Source organism: Spirosoma horti, from assembly GCF_054776595.1.
Genome location: NZ_BAAHBQ010000002.1, coordinates 485,505 through 501,839, shown reverse-complemented (window position 1 = coordinate 501,839; position 16,335 = coordinate 485,505). Strand labels below are relative to the sequence as shown.

Sequence of the window (16,335 nt, the reverse complement as noted above, 5' to 3'; positions counted from 1 at the left end):
GCTGCAAGGGATTGCGACTCTTCATAATTATGATCCAGAACTATCTCCGAATTGCGGTTCGAAATCTGTGGAGAAACAAGGTGTTCTCCGGTATCAACATTGTCGGGCTGGCGGTGGGGCTGGCCTCGTGCCTGCTGTTGTTCATGTACATTACGCATGAACTGAGTTACGACGATTTTCAGCAGAAAGCCGACCGGATCGTGCGCGTCACGATGGAGTACAGCATGGAAGGCAAAGTCGCGAAAATCCCGCAAACGGGTACCAAAGTCGTAAGAGAGTTTGGGCGGCAGTTTCCGGAAATCGAATCGGGCGTTCGGCTCATTAATCGGGATGGGGTGGTCAATATCGGCGACCGTCAGTTCAGCGAAAAACGGATTGTCTTCGCCGATTCCGCTTTGTTTACCCTGTTTTCGTTTCCGCTCCTGAAAGGCAATCCGCAAACCGCGCTGGCTGGCCCCAACCTGGTTGTGCTGTCGGAAAGCACGGCACACAAATACTTTGGCGACGAGAACCCGGTTGGTAAATCGCTTCGGATCAATACGGGCGGGTCGTTTCGGGATTATGCCGTTACCGGCGTCGTGAAGGACAGTCCGGCCAATTCGCAGATCAAATACGACCTGCTGACCTCATTCCTGACATTGCCAGCGGCCAAAACCGAAGAGTGGTTTTCGTCCAACTACGCCACTTATTTGCTGCTCCGTAAACCCGAAGACATGGGTCCGCTACAGGCCAAAATTCCGGGATTTATGAAAACACAGTTCGGCAAAGAGGAAACGTCGGCGGGGAGCTACCTGACGTATAACCTGGAGCCGTTGCGCCAGGTGCATTTGCATTCGGAGGTAGAGGGCAGCTTCGAGCCAAACGGCGACCTGACTTACATCTACATTTTTGGGTCGATAGCCCTGTTGATTCTGCTGATTGCCTGTGTCAATTACGTTAATCTGGCGACCTCGCGAGCCGTGGAGCGCGCGCAGGAAGTGGGCGTCCGGAAGGTAATGGGTGCCTTGCGCGGGCAACTGTTCGGGCAGTTCATCGGCGAATCCGTTATTGTTACGTCCCTCGCGCTGGTGCTGGCCCTGTTGCTGGCCGCCCTGACATTACCGATATTCAATGAACTGTCTGACCGGCAGTTCACTATTAGCAGTTGGTTCGAACCCGGCAACATCCTGCTATTGCTGGGCATTGGGCTGGTCGTTAGCCTGATAGCGGGCAGTTACCCCGCCCTGGTGCTGGCGCGGTTCGAGCCGGTTCGCGTCCTGAAAGGGCATCTGAAAACTGCCGGAGCGGGCCAGTTCCGTCGGGCGCTGATCGTCTTTCAATTCGCCATTACGGCCTTCCTCATCATCAGTACGTTACTGGTTCGCAATCAACTGGCCTTCGTTCAGCAAAAGAAACTGGGCTACAATAAAGACCACGTGCTTATGCTTCCCGTCGATAAGCAGGTCAACGAGAAAATTGCGGCCATAAAAAGTGAGTTTCGGCAAAATTCGGACGTACAGCATGTATCGCTGGCGTCGGAGTCGCCGGTGTTTGTTGAAGGGGGATATGGTATGCGCAGTACTAACATGGCGGCCGATCAGCGGAAGATGGTAGCCGGGCTATCCATTGATGAAGATTATGTACCTGCCATGAGTCTGCACCTGATTGCGGGGAGTAATCTGAATGCTGCCGACATGGACCGTATCTCGCGTACGGATAACGACAGTCTTACCCGAAGTCGGTTTATCCTTAACGAGGCCGCCGTAAAAGAATTAGGCTGGGCACCGCAACAGGCCATTGGCCAGCGACTGGACATGAATGGTCGACTAGGCGTAATAAAGGGCGTTATTGCTGACTTTCACTTTGCCTCGATGAAGGAGAAGATTGGCCCGCTGGTGCTTTTCCCGCAGAATGGTGGTGAGATTCTGCTGGTCAAACTATCGGGAAGCCAATTGCCCAACACGCTCCGGTTTCTGGAAAGCAAATGGCGGATGCTCATCCCCGACCGGCCGTTTTCCTACGAGTTCATGGATGAGGAGTTCAGCAAGCTATATGCCGCCGAAACGCGGACCGGCAGCATTTTCAGCGTGTTCGCGTTTCTGTCCATTTTCCTGGCCTGCCTGGGTCTGTTCGGCTTATCGGCCTACACAACGTCACAGCGTACCAAGGAAATTGGCGTCCGGAAAGTGCTGGGCGCGTCGGTGTTCAGCATCGTGGGCTTGCTTTCCAAAGACTTTTTAAAGCTCGTTCTGGTGGCGCTGCTGGTGGCGTCCCCTATTGCCTGGTATGCCATGGACAAGTGGCTCAATGACTTCGCCTACAAGATCAACATCGAGTGGTGGGTCTTTGCCCTGGCGGGGGTGCTGGCCATAGGCATTGCATTCGTAACGGTCAGTTTCCAAAGCATCAAGGCCGCCCTGATGAACCCCGTGAAGAGTTTGCGGAGTGAGTAAGGGCTGATGGCGCGAGGCTCTAGCCTCGCGCCATGATAAGTTACACCCGACCGGGACGGTCGGCACTACATATATGCTAACAAACTACCTCAAAATCGCCTGGCGGAACCTGCGGAAACAGCAGGGATTCGCGTTTATCAACATCTTCGGGCTAGCCGTTGGGCTGGCTTGCTGTCTGCTTATCCTGCTGTATGTGCTGGATGAACTGAGCTTTGACCGCTACAACGCCAACGCCGACCGCATTTACCGGATACAGTCCGATATCAAGTTCGGGGGCAACGACATGCACTTCGCCACCACACCCGACCCATTAGGCCCCACCCTGAAAAAAGACTACCCGCAGGTGGAACAGTTTGTTCGGCTGCACCAGCGCGGAAACTGGTTGGTAAAAAAAGCGGGGGAGGCAACCAACCTCCGGGAAAGCGACATTACGTTTGCCGATTCTACGGTATTCGATGTGTTTACCCTGCCTTTGGTGGCGGGCGATCCCAAACGGGCACTGATGGAACCAAACACGGTGGTGATCAGCGAATCGGCGGCAAAACGACACTTTGGGAACCAGAACGCCCTGGGCCAGACGTTGATCTTTGCGAACAAGGAGACCTACAAAGTGACGGGTATCATGCGCGACATGCCCCGGAATGCCCATTTCCGCACCGACTTCTTCGTGACCATGCTCAGCGACAAATACCCCTGGGGACAGTGGCTCAGCAACAACCACCATACGTATATCCGGCTAAAGCCGGACACTGACGCTATCGTATTTTCCCGAAACTTCGACGCGGTTATCGAAAAATACGTGGGGCCGCAGTTGCTAAAAATGGCGGGTACTACGCTGGAGCAATTCCGGAAGGCCAACAACCATATGAACTTCTGGCTCATTCCCCTCACCGATATCCATCTGCATTCCAAACAACAAGTCGAGCTGGCACCCAACGGCGACATTCAGTACGTCTATATCTTCTCGGCGGTAGCCCTGTTCATTCTGATTATTGCCTGTATCAATTTCATGAATCTGGCGACGGCCCGCTCCTCGAATCGGGCAAAAGAGGTTGGTGTCCGTAAAGTGATGGGCTCCGAACGGCAGCAACTGGTGGGCCAGTTCATGACCGAATCGGTATTGACTACGGTGCTGGCAATGGGGTTGGCCATTAGTATAGTGGTCGTTGCGTTGCCGGGATTTAATAGCATTTCGGCTAAAGAAATCAGCCTGTCTCAGTTGGTCTCGCCGGTGCTGTTACCCGTCCTCATCCTCCTGCCGATTATCGTGGGCTTGCTGGCAGGCAGTTACCCGGCCTTTTTCCTGTCCTCCTTTCAGCCCATTTCGGTGTTAAAAGGCCGCATAAGCATGAATTTCCGGGCGGTCAGCTTACGGAGCGGACTGGTCGTGTTTCAGTTCATGATGTCGGTCGTTCTCATTGTTGGGACCATCATCGTGTACCGGCAACTTACCTACATCCAAACAACCGGCGTAGGCTTCAACCGCAACCACGTGCTGACTATCAACGATCTATATACCATAGGAAAACAGGCCGAAACCTTCAAGCAGGAAGTGCTGCATCTGCCGGGTGTGGTGAGTGGCAGCCTCTCCGGTTACCTGCCCACCCCCTCCGACCGGAACGACAACGCGTTCTTTCCGGAGGGCCAGGTAAACATGAACAAGGGGGTTAGTATGCAATACTGGGGCGTCGATTATGATTACGTCAAGACGCTGGGTATTCAGGTGACGGAGGGAAGGGCTTTTTCACAAGCCTTTGGTTCTGACTCCTCGGGTATGCTCCTGAATGAAGCGGCCGTCAAAATTCTGGGGTTCAAAGATCCGATTGGCAAGCACGTCTGGTGTTTCGATGATGCCGAGGGTAAAACCCGAAAGACGTACACCGTCATTGGTATTGTGAAGAATTTCCACTTCGAGTCGCTCCGGCGTAACGTTGGGGCGTTGTCGCTGGTGCTGGATGCCAACCCGGGCGCTGTTTCCTTCCGGGTGAGCAGCACGAACCTGCCGGTACTGATGCAGCAGATCGAAGCGAAATGGAAACAACTGGCTCCCGGCCAGCCGTTCACCTACAAATTCATGGACGATAGTTTCGACGAGATGTACCGCGCCGAACAGCGGATCGGCACCATCGCCCTGACGTTTGCCGCCCTCGCCATCCTGATTGCGTGTCTGGGTCTGTTTGGTCTGGCGGCTTTCATGGCCGAACAGCGCACCAAAGAGATCGGCGTTCGCAAAGTCCTGGGCGCGAGTGTCCCCAGCCTCATCGGCCTACTCTCCAAAGACTTCCTGAAACTGGTGCTGATTGCCATTGGTATTGCCTCCCCCCTGGCCTGGTACGCCATGCACCAATGGCTCGCCGACTTCGCCTACAAGATCGACATCGAATGGTGGATGTTCGCCTTGGCGGGTGTACTGGCCGTAGGCATTGCTTTGCTGACAGTAAGCTTCCAGAGCGTCAAAGCCGCTCTGATGAACCCGGTGAAGAGTTTACGGAGTGAATAATGTCGGCTCGATGGCGTAAGGCCGGGCCATGTTGGCTCTTGCCTTGCGCCATCGAGAGCTATAGACAATTTGTCTTTCTCGATAAATGCAGTTTGCCAGTTATTATCTTTACGGAGCTAAATTCTTGAAGCGTCCGTTCAAGATAGATCCCACTGTACAATTCTGCTTTGATGTTCACTTCGCTTATTCATTATATACAGGAACGGTCATCCAGTCCGCTCTCTGAGGCTGATATCAGCTTGATCGAGGAAGCATTTATTCCTAAAAAATTAAGAAAAAGACAGTTTCTGTTACAGGAAGGCGAAATCTGCAAATACATCGCCTTCATTGTGAAAGGAGCTACCCGCCAATATACGGTCGATGAAAAAGGGCACGAACATATACTTAATCTGTGCATCGAAAACTGGTGGACGTCGGACCGCGAAAGCTTTCATAAAGAAATACCCTCTATTTACAATATAGATGCCTGGGAAGAGACCGAGTTGTTGTTATTGCCCAAAGCAAATGGCTATTACGAACGAGTCAACACCATTCCGGCCTTCAATGAAATGCGCATTGTACTAGACGACAATCAGCACATGGCCGCTCAGAAGCGCCTGAATATGGCCAAAAACTACACAGCTGATTATCGGTACGAAGAATTGATCAAACTTTATCCTGAATTTTTACAACGTTTTCCTCAGCACATTATAGCGTCCTATCTGGGTATTACTAAAGAAACACTGAGCCGCATTCGTCATCAATTGATAAAGAAATAACCTTACGACGGCCTGCTGTAACCCTTCATTGAGCATCCATAAAGACAAACAGATGCGCAACTTTTTCATTTTCTACGACAAAAAAATCCATGCCGGTTAAGACATCCGGCCCCGTACGAATATCCCAGTAGAGCCGGGCTCCATGTTGCGTACTTTCCATGTGTTTTGTTACTGTAAAAGTAAAAGTAGCATCGCCCGCAAATAGCTTGTCGATAAAGTCAGAAACGGCGGCAATGCCGGTAAGGATAAAATCCTTGTCATACATTTTTATATCGCCGGCATAGATGGTTTGCATCAGGGCATCACGCGTTGTACGGTCTTTTTCATTCCAGACAGCGGTGTGTGTTTGCTGAAGCGTATTCATTGACTGGGCATCCATAGGCGGGTTGGTTTGTTTCTTAGAACGATACGGTTTGGTTGCCCAAAAATAAGCGTCGCTTTCGGTGTAAAACGTTGATGTAGATCAATAAAGATCGTTGTAAAAGCCCAAGGCTGTCCGTCAGGCCCGTTCAGACCAGTACCTCGAATGAACATTGCGCCTGCTAACGCGCTTAATTATCATACATCAACGAGTAGCGGTGCGGACCCAGCTTACCTTTGTCGTGGTCATGAGTTGCGGCTACACGTTTCTGCCTGCGGGTATCTGAGACCTTGTAAACCACAATGATACACATGAAAAAATACGGGTTTCTTATCGCTTTCCTGGTTTATGCTGGAGGCCTGAAAGCACAACATCCTCATCACATAACGCCGGATCAGACGCCTAAACAGGTTTATCTGGCCATGATGGATACAATGATGGTGCGGATGGAAAAAGCACCGGCTGGCAACAGCCCGGCCACTACTTTCCTACACCAAATGATTGTCCATCATCAGGGGGCTATTGACATGGCGAACTATGAAATCATTCATGGCAAAAACAGGGAGATGATTCAGCTGGCCAAAAGCATCCGGGTTGAACAGAAAAGCGAAATCGAACAAATGCAGCGCTGGCTTGTTTCAGCCAGCGCCGACGGCACGACCATTTCGCCAAAGTTTCAATCGGCCATGGGCCAGACGATGGTCGTCATGATGAAAACGATGCCCTCAACTTATGCGCTGACGGCTACCGATAACGCGTTTGCCGCCGTCATGAAGCCACACCATCAGGCGGCTATCGATATGGCTAAAGTGCTGTTGCAATACAGCGAGAATGGACCTATAACCGCGTATGCAAGACAACTCATGGCCAACCAGCAGATTGAGATCGACCAAATGACAGATTTCCTAAAGTAATACGATGGACCAGAAACATTTTCTTTTAGGCGTGCTGCTGTTGGGCAGCGCCACGACCCACGCCCAACCACGCTATGCGCACGACCGGGTATATACGGCCAATCAGGTATCCAATACGGTATCAGTCGTGGACCCTTCAACCAATACTTTTTTAGGCGAAATCGACTTGGGTAAACCGTACCCCAATGTACTGTCGCCTTTGTATCGGGGGCAGGCGCTGGTACATGGCCTGCGCTACCTGCCGGCTAAAAAGCTACTGGCGGTGGTGTCCATCGGCTCCAACTCCGTTACCTTCATTTCTACCGAAACCAACAAGGTGCTAAAAACGGTCTATGTCGGGCGCTCGCCCCATGAGCCAACGTTCACGCCCGACGGCAAACAGGTGTGGGTCTCGGTGCGGGGCGAAGCCTACATAAGCGTGATCGACGTAACCACCATGACCGAAGTAAAGCAGGTTCCGGTGGCTGACGGTCCGGGAATGGTGTCCTTTTCGCCCGATGGCAAGCTGGCCTACGTGTGTTCCAGCTTCACACCCGAACTCGACATTATCAATACTGCTACGTATAAGACCATCAAAAAGATACCCGTGGTAAGCCCCTTTTCGCCCAATATCTTCACCAGTCCTAAAGGCGAATGGGTTGCGTTCACACACAAAGATGTCGGGAAGGTAACGGTATTGAACACCCGCACCCAGACCATAGCCAACGTGCTGAACACGGGAGCCATTACCAACCACGTAACGTTTACGAACGTGGGCAACAACCTGCTGATGCTGGCAACCGTAGGTGGCGAAAATAAAGTACGGGTGTTCGACCCGGCGCAGAATTTTAAACAAACCGACACGGTCAACGTGGGTACCCTGCCGCATGGCATCTGGGCGGCCCCCGATGGGAAGCTGGCGTATGTGGGGCTGGAGTATGCCGATGGCGTGCAGGGCATTAACCTGGAAACCAGGCAGCCGCTGCCGCCGGTGAAAATTGGGCAAAGTCCACAGGCGTTGGTGTATGCCGAAAATGCCGTGACCGATGCCAGGAACCGAGCCAACCTGACCCCATTAACCGATTCAGCCGCCACCCAGCTTATTATGCTTAATCCAGCCAGCACTAACGGCCATGGACTGGGAAGGTTGGCCGTTCGCCCGGTTGGCTTAGCCGATCTGGTGGAACAGATCTTTTCAAATCTGCAGCCTAACGGTTCCTATACACTGGCGTTTACACGCTCAAAAACAGCGCCTTACACAGCCGATTATGAGGTAAACCGCTTTACGGCGGATGACAAAGGAAAATACATGGGCCAGTCAACGGGTCTGGTACGATCGACCGGAAAAAAGGCAACTACGGACGCGTATGCACATATCGTATTGATTGACAATAAAACCCAGGAACTGGTCCTTGTTAATTAGCGCGGAATGAAATGGTTCTATAAACCAAAAGAGCACCCGGCGAAGGTGCTCTTTTGGTTTATAGAACCATTTGCGTTTTAAGCGGCAATGCATCTACTCAGGTAGTCTGTCCGCCATCTACGTTCAGTGTTATACCGGTAATGTATTGGGCATCCTCACTCGCCAGGAACGCCACCGCAGCACCGATGTCTGTTGGGTTGCCATACCGTCCCAGAGCTACAGATTGCAGCATGGCCGAACTATGCGGGCCATCAGCCGGATTCATATCGGTGTCGATTAGCCCCGGCTGAATGATATTCGCGGTTATATTTTTGCCTCCCAGATCCCTGGCCCAGCTTCGGGTGTAGGCAGCAAGGGCGGCTTTCGTAGCTGCATAATCGCCTATGCCCGCGTAAGGCGAGCGACTGCCGCCGGTAGAGCCAATGCTGATGATCCGGCTACCGGCACCCATGTAAGGCAATGCCCTACGAACGGCATGAACCGCACCATGTACATTAACTTCCCATTGTTTCTGGAAGGCGGCCCTGTCGGCGTCAGTGGCATCGATGGTTCCGGTGATAAACAAGCCTGCGCTGTTAACGACAATATCGATTTGGCCGAACGTTTCTACCACTGCGTTTATGGCCGCATCGATCTCTTCGTCGCTGCCAGTATCCGCTTTGATCGCCAGGGCCCTGACGCCCAGGGTTTCCAGCTCAGTGGCCAGCGTTTGCGCTTTCTCTTGTGAACTGACGTAGGTAAAGGCGACATTTGCTCCCTCTTCGGCTAACCGTTGCACGATGCCGGCACCGATTCCCCGGCTACCGCCGGTAACAAAAGCGACCTTTCCTTTAAGCTTGCTCATGGTAATTTCTTCTTTTCTGTTTTTCTGGAATGATTAGGCCTTTAAAGCGGCTTTGATCACCGCAGCCGCCTGCAACAGGGCCGTTTGCACTGCCGGAACGGTGGCAATGGGGTTCATCAGCCCATAGTCATGAATCAGACCGCTATACCGGGTATGGGTTACGGATACACCCGCTTCGTTCAGCTTGCGGGCGTAAGCTTCGCCTTCATCGCGCAATACGTCATTTTCGGCAGTCTGTACCAAAGTCGGAGGTAAGCCTTTCAGCTCATCCAGGGTTGCCTGTAAGGGCGATGCATAGATCTCGTTCCGCTTGCTGACGTCGGGCAGGTAATTATCCCAAAACCACTTCATCATGTTCTTGGTGAGAAACCGACCGCTGGCAAACAGGTTGTACGACTCGGTATTAAAATCAGCATTCGTAACAGGCCACAACAGCACCTGCAGTTTGATTTTGGGACCGTTGTTATTTTTAGCCATCAAGGTCACAACCGTCGACATGTTACCACCGACACTATTGCCCACAACGGCCAGATTGCTGCCATCCACGCCTATTTCGCGGCCATTTTCGGCTACCCATTGCAGCGCTGCATAAATCTCGTTGATAGCCGTTGGATACTGCGCTTCGGGCGAAGGCGTATAATCGGGAAAGACGGCCACGACACCACTGTGTACCACCAGATCGCGCACGAGCCGACGGTGCGTGGGGTAATCGCCCAGCACCCAACCGCCCCCGTGGATAAAGATAAACACCGGCGCGCCCTCCTGAACATGCTCGGGCTTTACGATATGGACGTTTACCTGATAGCCATTCTGCGAAATCATCTTTTCAGTTTCGGTGATACCGGAGTAATCGACCTCGACCGATTGTTGCGCACCGGTTAATACCTGCCGGGCATCGGCGGGACTTAAGGCTTCCACGGGCTTACCGTCGCCTGAATTTAGCGCCTGCAAAAAAGTCCTGACCTCCGCAAAAATCTGTGGGTCTTGCTCGCCTTTAAAGGGACGTTCCTGTGCCGTGCTGCTCATTGGATATAACCGTTAAGAGTTAAAATGATAAATTCTGTTCCTCCAGGGACGCGACAAAACTAACGTTCAGGAAAGCGGCAGGCATTGAGGTATGATAAAAAACGCCGTTGATGTACATCAACAAAACCTGACAGTCTACTCCATGACTTGCCGATGCAAGGCCAGGAGCAAACGCCCTAGTTGACGTTATTTGTCGGTATTGACCCGGTAGCTGAGTGCGCCGGATAGGCATTGATTAATCTGGTCGACCAGTTGTTGGGTCGTGGCGTTTTCGGGCTTAACCCACGGCGCTTCTTTGGGGTGATACACAGTTGGCAACAGCCGTACACAATTGCCCGAGTGGATGCATTTTTCTGCCTGCCAGCTGATCGTGATGTCGCTGTTGCTATATTCTTTCGTCATGTATATTATTGATTGTCAAACGAAACTCCGGTTTCTTTTTCGGCGTAAGCCCATAAGGCATTGGCTGCCGCTATATTGGCGGCCGTTTCGTTGATGAAGGCGAGGGCCGGATAACCTGTTAGCTCTTTTTCACCGTCGGGACCATAATATCCCCCTTTGATAGCCTCGAAGGATGTAGCGGCAAAGAGGGCCGGTAAAGCGCCCTGCCAGGGCTCCATTACCTCGTTGTAGGTGTTCAGGGCTGTGGGATCAATATGCCGCTGCAACCCTGTCCGAACAATGCCCGGATGAGCCGCCAGGGAATACATATCCACACCGGTATGGTCCATTTTTCGTTGCAGTTCCAGCGCAAATAACATATTCGCCAGTTTGCTGATCCCGTACTCACGAACGGAGTCATACGATTTTTCTGAGCGCAGATTGTCGTAGTCAATACCGGTTGCCCATTTGTACGCTCCACTACTCAACGTAACCACCCGTGCGCCGGGCGTCTGTTTCAGCAGTGAATAGAGATGCCCCGTTAGGGCAAAATGCCCCAAAAAGTTAGTACCAAACTGCAGTTCATAGCCATCATCGGTCAGGCTTTGGGGCGGCATCATTACCCCGGCATTATTGATCAGGATATCCAGACGGGTATGGGTACTGACGTATTCCTGCGTAAACTGCTTTACCTGTGCCAGATTAGCCAGGTTCAGGACTGCCGTTTCTACGCTGCCTTTACCTGCCAGCTCCTCTATTGCACCGGCAGCCTGACGTAACTTCTGAGCATCACGACCGGCAATGGTTACGGTGGCCCCGGCCTTGTATAGAGCCAGCGCCATTTCGTAGCCTATCCCCGAATTTCCCCCGGTTACCAGCGCCTGCTTCCTGGTCAGATCAGGAATATTCTGAGTTGTCCACATGGTTGCGAATGTTAAAAGAGCACGTCCTGGTAATCAGGCGTTTTATCAAATACCGATCTGGCGAAGGGACAAAGCGGCAATATTTTAAGCTGTTTTTCGCGGGCAAAAACGACGGCGGCCTGCACCAGTTGTTTACCGATACCCTGGCCTTTCAGGGCTTCGCTTACGCCAGTATGATCAATGATAATTCGTTTCTCGCCCGACCATACGTAGGTCATCTCGGCTTCTGTTTTACCGTCTTCCGCTACGTAAAATAGTCCTTTTTCTCCGTTGTCTTTATGTTGAATGTCCATGTATGATTCGTTTTTGCCTGTGCGTTAAAAGGGGCATCAGACTACTTCCGGACTAGCCTGTTGCTTACCGGTTTACTTTGATGAATTCAATCCCCGACAAAGCCCCACCCACATCCTGAAGGTGACCACCCTGTTTAAATGTGCCAATGTCAATCGGCTCGAACCCCATTGCTTTCGTGATCCCGGCTACTTCTTTTTTTGCGTCGGCATCATCACCACTCATGATCATGACCGTATTGCCCAGGCTGGTTTGCGAAGGCTCGGCAAGGGTCGTAGCCGCCAGGGTATTAAACGCTTTGACGACCCGCTGGGTAGGAAACAGGGCCGCTACGTACTCACCCGTTGATTTACCCGCCGTATCGGCCAATCGGAACGGGCTGACAGAGACAATATTGTTAGTAGCATCGACCATGATCTTGCCGCTGTAGGCCTTTAATTCGTTGGTCAAATCCGGTAATTGTGTCCAGGGAATGGCGATAAATAAAACGTCGGCCTGAGCAATGGTTTGGCTAAAGTCAGCGGCTGTTAATGATCCGCCAATGGACGCTACCAGGTCGGTCAAGGACGCCGGTCCGTGGCTGTTGGTGATCAATACTTGGTAGTTTGTTCTGGCTAAATGCGTAGCCAGTGCACGGCCAATATGGCCTGAACCGATGATGCCGATTGTGTAACTCATTCTTGTTTGGTTTAAAATTTAATAGGTCATTTTCTGGGCTTCGGGGGCGGCAGCGATGTGCGTCATTTTCCCATTTCTGTATTGTTTATACAGGTCGGCAATCTCTGCCTGGGTATCGGCAATAAAAGGGCCATAGGAAACGATATTTTCGTGAGTAGGCTCGGCCGCATACAGCACGAAGCGCACTCCGTTTTCGCCTGCCTGCATCGTCAGGCTGCTCTCTTCTTCAGTATCGAACAAGTCCAGCCAAGCCACCTGATCGTGGTTTACTGCTTTATCCGCGATCCGTACCGAACCGCTGATGACATACAGAAACGCGTTGAAACGGGCTGGAAGCTGAACGCTGGTACCAGCGCCTGCTTCCATGGTAAATTCGGCAGCAATGAGGGGTGTGTAGTTCTTGACTGGTGAGTGAATCCCGGCCAGCGAGCCGCTGTACAGCCGCATATTGACACCGCCCTTGTCCAACACCGGCACCTGTTCGGCGGGTAAGCTCTGAATACGGGGGGTAACCCAGCGGTCTTTCCGGGGTAGGTTCAGCCACATTTGAAACAAACGTCCCTGGGTAGGGCCGTCGATCGTTTCGGTGTGGACCGTACCGCTACCGGCCGTCATGATCTGGAAGTCGCCCTTTTTCATGGACTCCAGCATCTCTTTTATTTCCCCATCGACCAGAAGAGACACCGTTTCAAAGCCTGCATGAGGATGAGGCCCTCCGGCGGGTTCGTCATCTTTTTTGTCCAGCATATCGTCCATCAGGAAAATGAACGGATCTGTTTTGGCGAAGCCGCCGGTCAAAACGGTACGGGCCACATGCCCGGCGCCCAGAAAGCCTTGTTCGTTGTGTGGTGTATATAGGCGGGAAACGGTTCTTTGTATCATCACGTCTGCTCTTTTATTCAGAAGCAAACTTACCGGTATCCGCCCCGCCAAACCGATGAGGTATGATAATTAAACCTGTTGATGTAGATCAATAGTTGGGCCGCTCAACCTGTATGGGCCGTATGAATGACTTTTGTGATAGCTACTAGGCTCGCAAATCATCACCTGCCTATCCTATACGTTTAACTCAGCCCTGTACCAGACTGTGCTGTCGGTAATGGGTGGGCGTCACGCCTTCCAGCATTTTGAACAGACGGGAAAAATAATGCAGATTATTGAATCCAACCTGGTAACAAACCTCCGTGACGGTGGCGGTTGGGTTAACCAGCAATCGTTTGGCCAGACTAATTCGCTCCCGAATGATGAATTCGAGCGGAGATAGGCCGAATGTTTCTTTGAACGCCCGAAAGAAACCAGATTTACTCATGCAGGCTTTCTGGCATAATACGTCGATGCCTATTTTCTCGGGCAAATGCTCGCGGATGTATTCAATCACGGCTGCAAAGCGGTTATTCACAGACAGGCCGTCGGCCAGTTGCGCCATGTTCTGCGTCTGAATGACCCGAATCAGCAGTGACTTCAGTGTTAAATCGGCCAACGCATCTTTCCCCAGATCATCTTCCATGCTGATACTGATCAGCTTGTTCATCACGTTGGCCAGTTCGCGGTTGTTGTAAAAATGGTACTGACTGAAATTCAGTTTCCACTCGGCAACCTCGTCCTTTCGGGGATAAAATTCATTCAGGAAATCCAGCATCGTCGTTACCACCTGCCAATCCAGCGCAATGGTCGCGCATTGAACCGGGTGCTTCTCATCGGCTTCCGGGAAGTCTACTTTCATCGAAATACCCTCCGGTAGAATGACGGTTTCGCCGGGCAGAAAGTCAAACCCAGGGTTCCTGGACAAGTGCATTACTTTTCGGCCCCGCAACATACTGGTGATTACCAGGCCATTATACGACAAAACCACATCAGAACATTGGCGGTATGTCTCAAAAATGTTTAACTCACATTGATTCAGCGTAAAAACCCGGCGGTGCTCCACCAACGAATTCAGTTCATTGGTATCGGATAAATTGATGGTCTGAAGCGGGTAGCCGGTGTACATAATCGTGCTGGTTAGTATCTATAAACGCTGGCCAGCTACATTATTTACTGATCCAGTTAATAGAATTGGACAATAGTCGTATTTATTGGCATTATCGTGCAACTAAGCGTTTCCCTGTTCCTCTAGCTTTGCTTCACAATTCGCCAACAAAAGTTGGATCGATTACTACCTTGGCAAAAAAAATCATGAGCATTACGTTAGAGCAAGCTGAAACAGCGGTAAAGGCCGCGAAAGCAAAAGCAGTAGAAATAGGCACGCTGATGAACATTGCGGTCGTTGATGCCGGCGCGAATCTGACAGCCTTTGTCCGCATGGATGGCGCGTGGCTGGGCTCGGCCGACATCTCGCAAAAGAAGGCCCGAACGGCCCGCTATTTCGATATGCCAACGGGCGAAATTGGCAAGCTATCTCAACCGGGTGGGTCGCTTTATAACATCGAACACTCGAACGGTGGACTGATCTCGTTTCCGGGTGGAATTCCCATTAAAAATGCCAGTGGCGAAGTTATTGGTGCCATTGGTGTATCGGGCAGTTCGGTCGAGAACGACCATATCGTAGCCCAGGCGGGTGTCGATGCGCTTCGTTAACTTTCCTTACCTTCTTCAACCCTCAAGTCTATGTGTCAGAACCATGGTGTTGCGTACATAAAACCCGGCGTGGTGGAAGTACAGTCCATTGACTACCCGAAATTGGCCATTGGCGACCGAAAATGTCACCATGGGGTTATTCTGCAAATCGTTTCGACAAACATTTGCGGGAGCGATCAGCACATGGTTCGGGGACGAACAACGGCACCGGCGGGCCTGGTACTGGGCCACGAAATAACGGGGCTGGTGATTGAGGCCGGGCGTGATGTGGAGTTCATCAAGGAGGGCGATTTGGTATCGGTTCCATTCAATATTGCCTGCGGACGATGCCGGAATTGCAAAGCGGGTCAAACGGGTATTTGTCTGAATGTTAATCCGGCCCGACCCGGTGCCGCGTATGGCTATGTCGATATGGGCGGCTGGGTTGGCGGACAGGCCGAATACGTGATGGTCCCTTATGCCGACTTCAATCTGTTGAAGTTTCCGGACAAGGACCAGGCCATGGCGAAGATCCGGGACTTAACCCTGCTTTCGGATATTTTCCCGACGGGCTATCATGGAGCTGTTACGGCGGGTGTAGGCCCCGGCTCCATTGTGTATGTTGCCGGAGCTGGGCCCGTTGGTCTGGCCTGTGCGGCCTCCTGCCATTTACTGGGAGCCGCCGTCGTTATTGTGGGCGATATGATTCCGGAACGGCTGGAACAAGCAAAAAGCTTTGGCTGTGAAATCGTCGACCTCCGGAAAGATACACCCTTAGCTGACCAGATTGCCGCAATCATCGGCGTACCCGAAGTAGACTCGGCCGTCGATTGCGTTGGTTTCGAAGCACACGGCCACGGCGCCGATGCAGGCAAGGAACAACCGGCGACTGTCCTGAATGCAGCCATGACGGTCACCCGTGCGGGCGGTGCCATTGGCATCCCCGGCCTGTACGTAACCGGCGACCCTGGAGCATCCACCGAAGCGGCCAAAGAAGGCAACCTTTCCATTCGGATCGGGCTGGGCTGGGCCAAATCCCACTCCTTCTACACGGGCCAATGTCCGGTTATGAAATACCACCGCCAGTTGATGAATGCCATCCTGTATGATAAGATAAAGATTGCCAAAGCGGTGAACGTCGAGGTGATCAGTCTGGATAAAGCGCCCAAGGGCTATCAGGATTTCGACAAAGGAGCCGCCAAGAAATTCGTGATCGACCCACATGGCCTGATTCCGAATTGAGGAGGTTAATTGCCTGGTTTTTATGAA

General features: G+C 52.0%; 16 protein-coding genes. 7 read left to right on the top strand and 9 right to left on the bottom strand.

Features of this window, described 5'->3' with window-relative positions; translation table 11 throughout:
• The first annotated feature begins 29 nt into the window (after positions 1 to 29).
• The 3 genes from ACYVAM_RS06030 (at position 30) to ACYVAM_RS06020 (ending at position 5,690) form a co-directional block, all read left to right on the top strand.
• Positions 30 to 2,432, top strand: a complete 2,403-nt coding sequence (locus ACYVAM_RS06030; protein WP_461064944.1) for an ABC transporter permease — start codon at positions 30 to 32, stop codon at positions 2,430 to 2,432.
• Between the two features lie 73 nt (positions 2,433 to 2,505).
• The gene (locus ACYVAM_RS06025) at positions 2,506 to 4,932 is read left to right on the top strand and encodes an ABC transporter permease (protein ID WP_461064942.1); all 2,427 of its coding nucleotides are present in this window, start codon (positions 2,506 to 2,508) and stop codon (positions 4,930 to 4,932) included.
• Positions 4,933 to 5,102: 170 nt separating this feature from the next.
• On the top strand, positions 5,103 to 5,690 hold the full coding sequence (locus tag ACYVAM_RS06020) for a Crp/Fnr family transcriptional regulator (protein ID WP_461064940.1): 588 nt from the start codon (positions 5,103 to 5,105) through the stop codon (positions 5,688 to 5,690).
• A 25-nt stretch (positions 5,691 to 5,715) separates the two neighbouring features.
• Here the strand turns inward: ACYVAM_RS06020 and ACYVAM_RS06015 are convergent, their stop codons facing one another.
• Positions 5,716 to 6,069, bottom strand: coding sequence for a nuclear transport factor 2 family protein (locus tag ACYVAM_RS06015; RefSeq protein WP_461064938.1), 354 nt, complete (start codon positions 6,067 to 6,069; stop codon positions 5,716 to 5,718).
• Positions 6,070 to 6,362: 293 nt separating this feature from the next.
• On the opposite strand from ACYVAM_RS06015, the gene ACYVAM_RS06010 reads away from it, so the two are divergent.
• Together ACYVAM_RS06010 and ACYVAM_RS06005 are read left to right on the top strand one after the other, a co-directional pair.
• Positions 6,363 to 6,965, top strand: coding sequence for a DUF305 domain-containing protein (locus tag ACYVAM_RS06010; RefSeq protein WP_461064936.1), 603 nt, complete (start codon positions 6,363 to 6,365; stop codon positions 6,963 to 6,965).
• Positions 6,966 to 6,969: 4 nt separating this feature from the next.
• Positions 6,970 to 8,367, top strand: a complete 1,398-nt coding sequence (locus tag ACYVAM_RS06005; RefSeq protein WP_461064934.1) for a YncE family protein — start codon at positions 6,970 to 6,972, stop codon at positions 8,365 to 8,367.
• 97 nt (positions 8,368 to 8,464) lie between these two features.
• Here ACYVAM_RS06005 and ACYVAM_RS06000 read toward each other — a convergent pair whose 3' ends face one another.
• From ACYVAM_RS06000 to ACYVAM_RS05965, 8 genes are all read right to left on the bottom strand, one after another.
• Positions 8,465 to 9,211: an SDR family NAD(P)-dependent oxidoreductase gene (locus ACYVAM_RS06000; protein ID WP_461064932.1), complete on the bottom strand. Its 747-nt coding sequence runs from the start codon at positions 9,209 to 9,211 to the stop codon at positions 8,465 to 8,467.
• A 33-nt stretch (positions 9,212 to 9,244) separates the two neighbouring features.
• Positions 9,245 to 10,237, bottom strand: coding sequence for an alpha/beta hydrolase (locus ACYVAM_RS05995; RefSeq protein ID WP_461064930.1), 993 nt, complete (start codon positions 10,235 to 10,237; stop codon positions 9,245 to 9,247).
• Between the two features lie 186 nt (positions 10,238 to 10,423).
• Positions 10,424 to 10,639, bottom strand: a complete 216-nt coding sequence (locus ACYVAM_RS05990; protein WP_461064928.1) for a (4Fe-4S)-binding protein — start codon at positions 10,637 to 10,639, stop codon at positions 10,424 to 10,426.
• A gap of 5 nt (positions 10,640 to 10,644) precedes the next feature.
• Complete coding sequence (locus tag ACYVAM_RS05985) at positions 10,645 to 11,541, bottom strand: oxidoreductase (RefSeq protein WP_461064926.1); 897 nt, start codon at positions 11,539 to 11,541, stop codon at positions 10,645 to 10,647.
• Positions 11,542 to 11,552: 11 nt separating this feature from the next.
• Positions 11,553 to 11,834 (bottom strand): GNAT family N-acetyltransferase, encoded by a 282-nt coding sequence (locus ACYVAM_RS05980; RefSeq protein WP_461064924.1) that lies wholly within the window; start codon positions 11,832 to 11,834, stop codon positions 11,553 to 11,555.
• 64 nt (positions 11,835 to 11,898) lie between these two features.
• On the bottom strand, positions 11,899 to 12,510 hold the full coding sequence (locus ACYVAM_RS05975) for an NADPH-dependent F420 reductase (RefSeq protein WP_461064922.1): 612 nt from the start codon (positions 12,508 to 12,510) through the stop codon (positions 11,899 to 11,901).
• A gap of 18 nt (positions 12,511 to 12,528) precedes the next feature.
• Positions 12,529 to 13,392 carry a pirin family protein gene (locus ACYVAM_RS05970; protein WP_461064920.1) on the bottom strand — a complete coding sequence of 288 codons (864 nt, stop codon included), beginning with the start codon at positions 13,390 to 13,392 and terminating at the stop codon, positions 12,529 to 12,531.
• Between the two features lie 187 nt (positions 13,393 to 13,579).
• Entirely contained in the window at positions 13,580 to 14,500 is a 921-nt protein-coding gene (locus tag ACYVAM_RS05965) for a helix-turn-helix domain-containing protein (protein ID WP_461064918.1), read from the bottom strand.
• Between the two features lie 185 nt (positions 14,501 to 14,685).
• Between ACYVAM_RS05965 and ACYVAM_RS05960 the strand changes: the two genes are divergently transcribed.
• Both ACYVAM_RS05960 and fdhA read left to right on the top strand, forming a co-directional pair.
• Positions 14,686 to 15,087 (top strand): GlcG/HbpS family heme-binding protein, encoded by a 402-nt coding sequence (locus tag ACYVAM_RS05960; protein ID WP_461064916.1) that lies wholly within the window; start codon positions 14,686 to 14,688, stop codon positions 15,085 to 15,087.
• Positions 15,088 to 15,117: 30 nt separating this feature from the next.
• Positions 15,118 to 16,308, top strand: coding sequence for a formaldehyde dehydrogenase, glutathione-independent (gene fdhA, locus ACYVAM_RS05955; protein WP_461064914.1), 1,191 nt, complete (start codon positions 15,118 to 15,120; stop codon positions 16,306 to 16,308).
• The last annotated feature ends 27 nt before the right edge of the window (positions 16,309 to 16,335 follow it).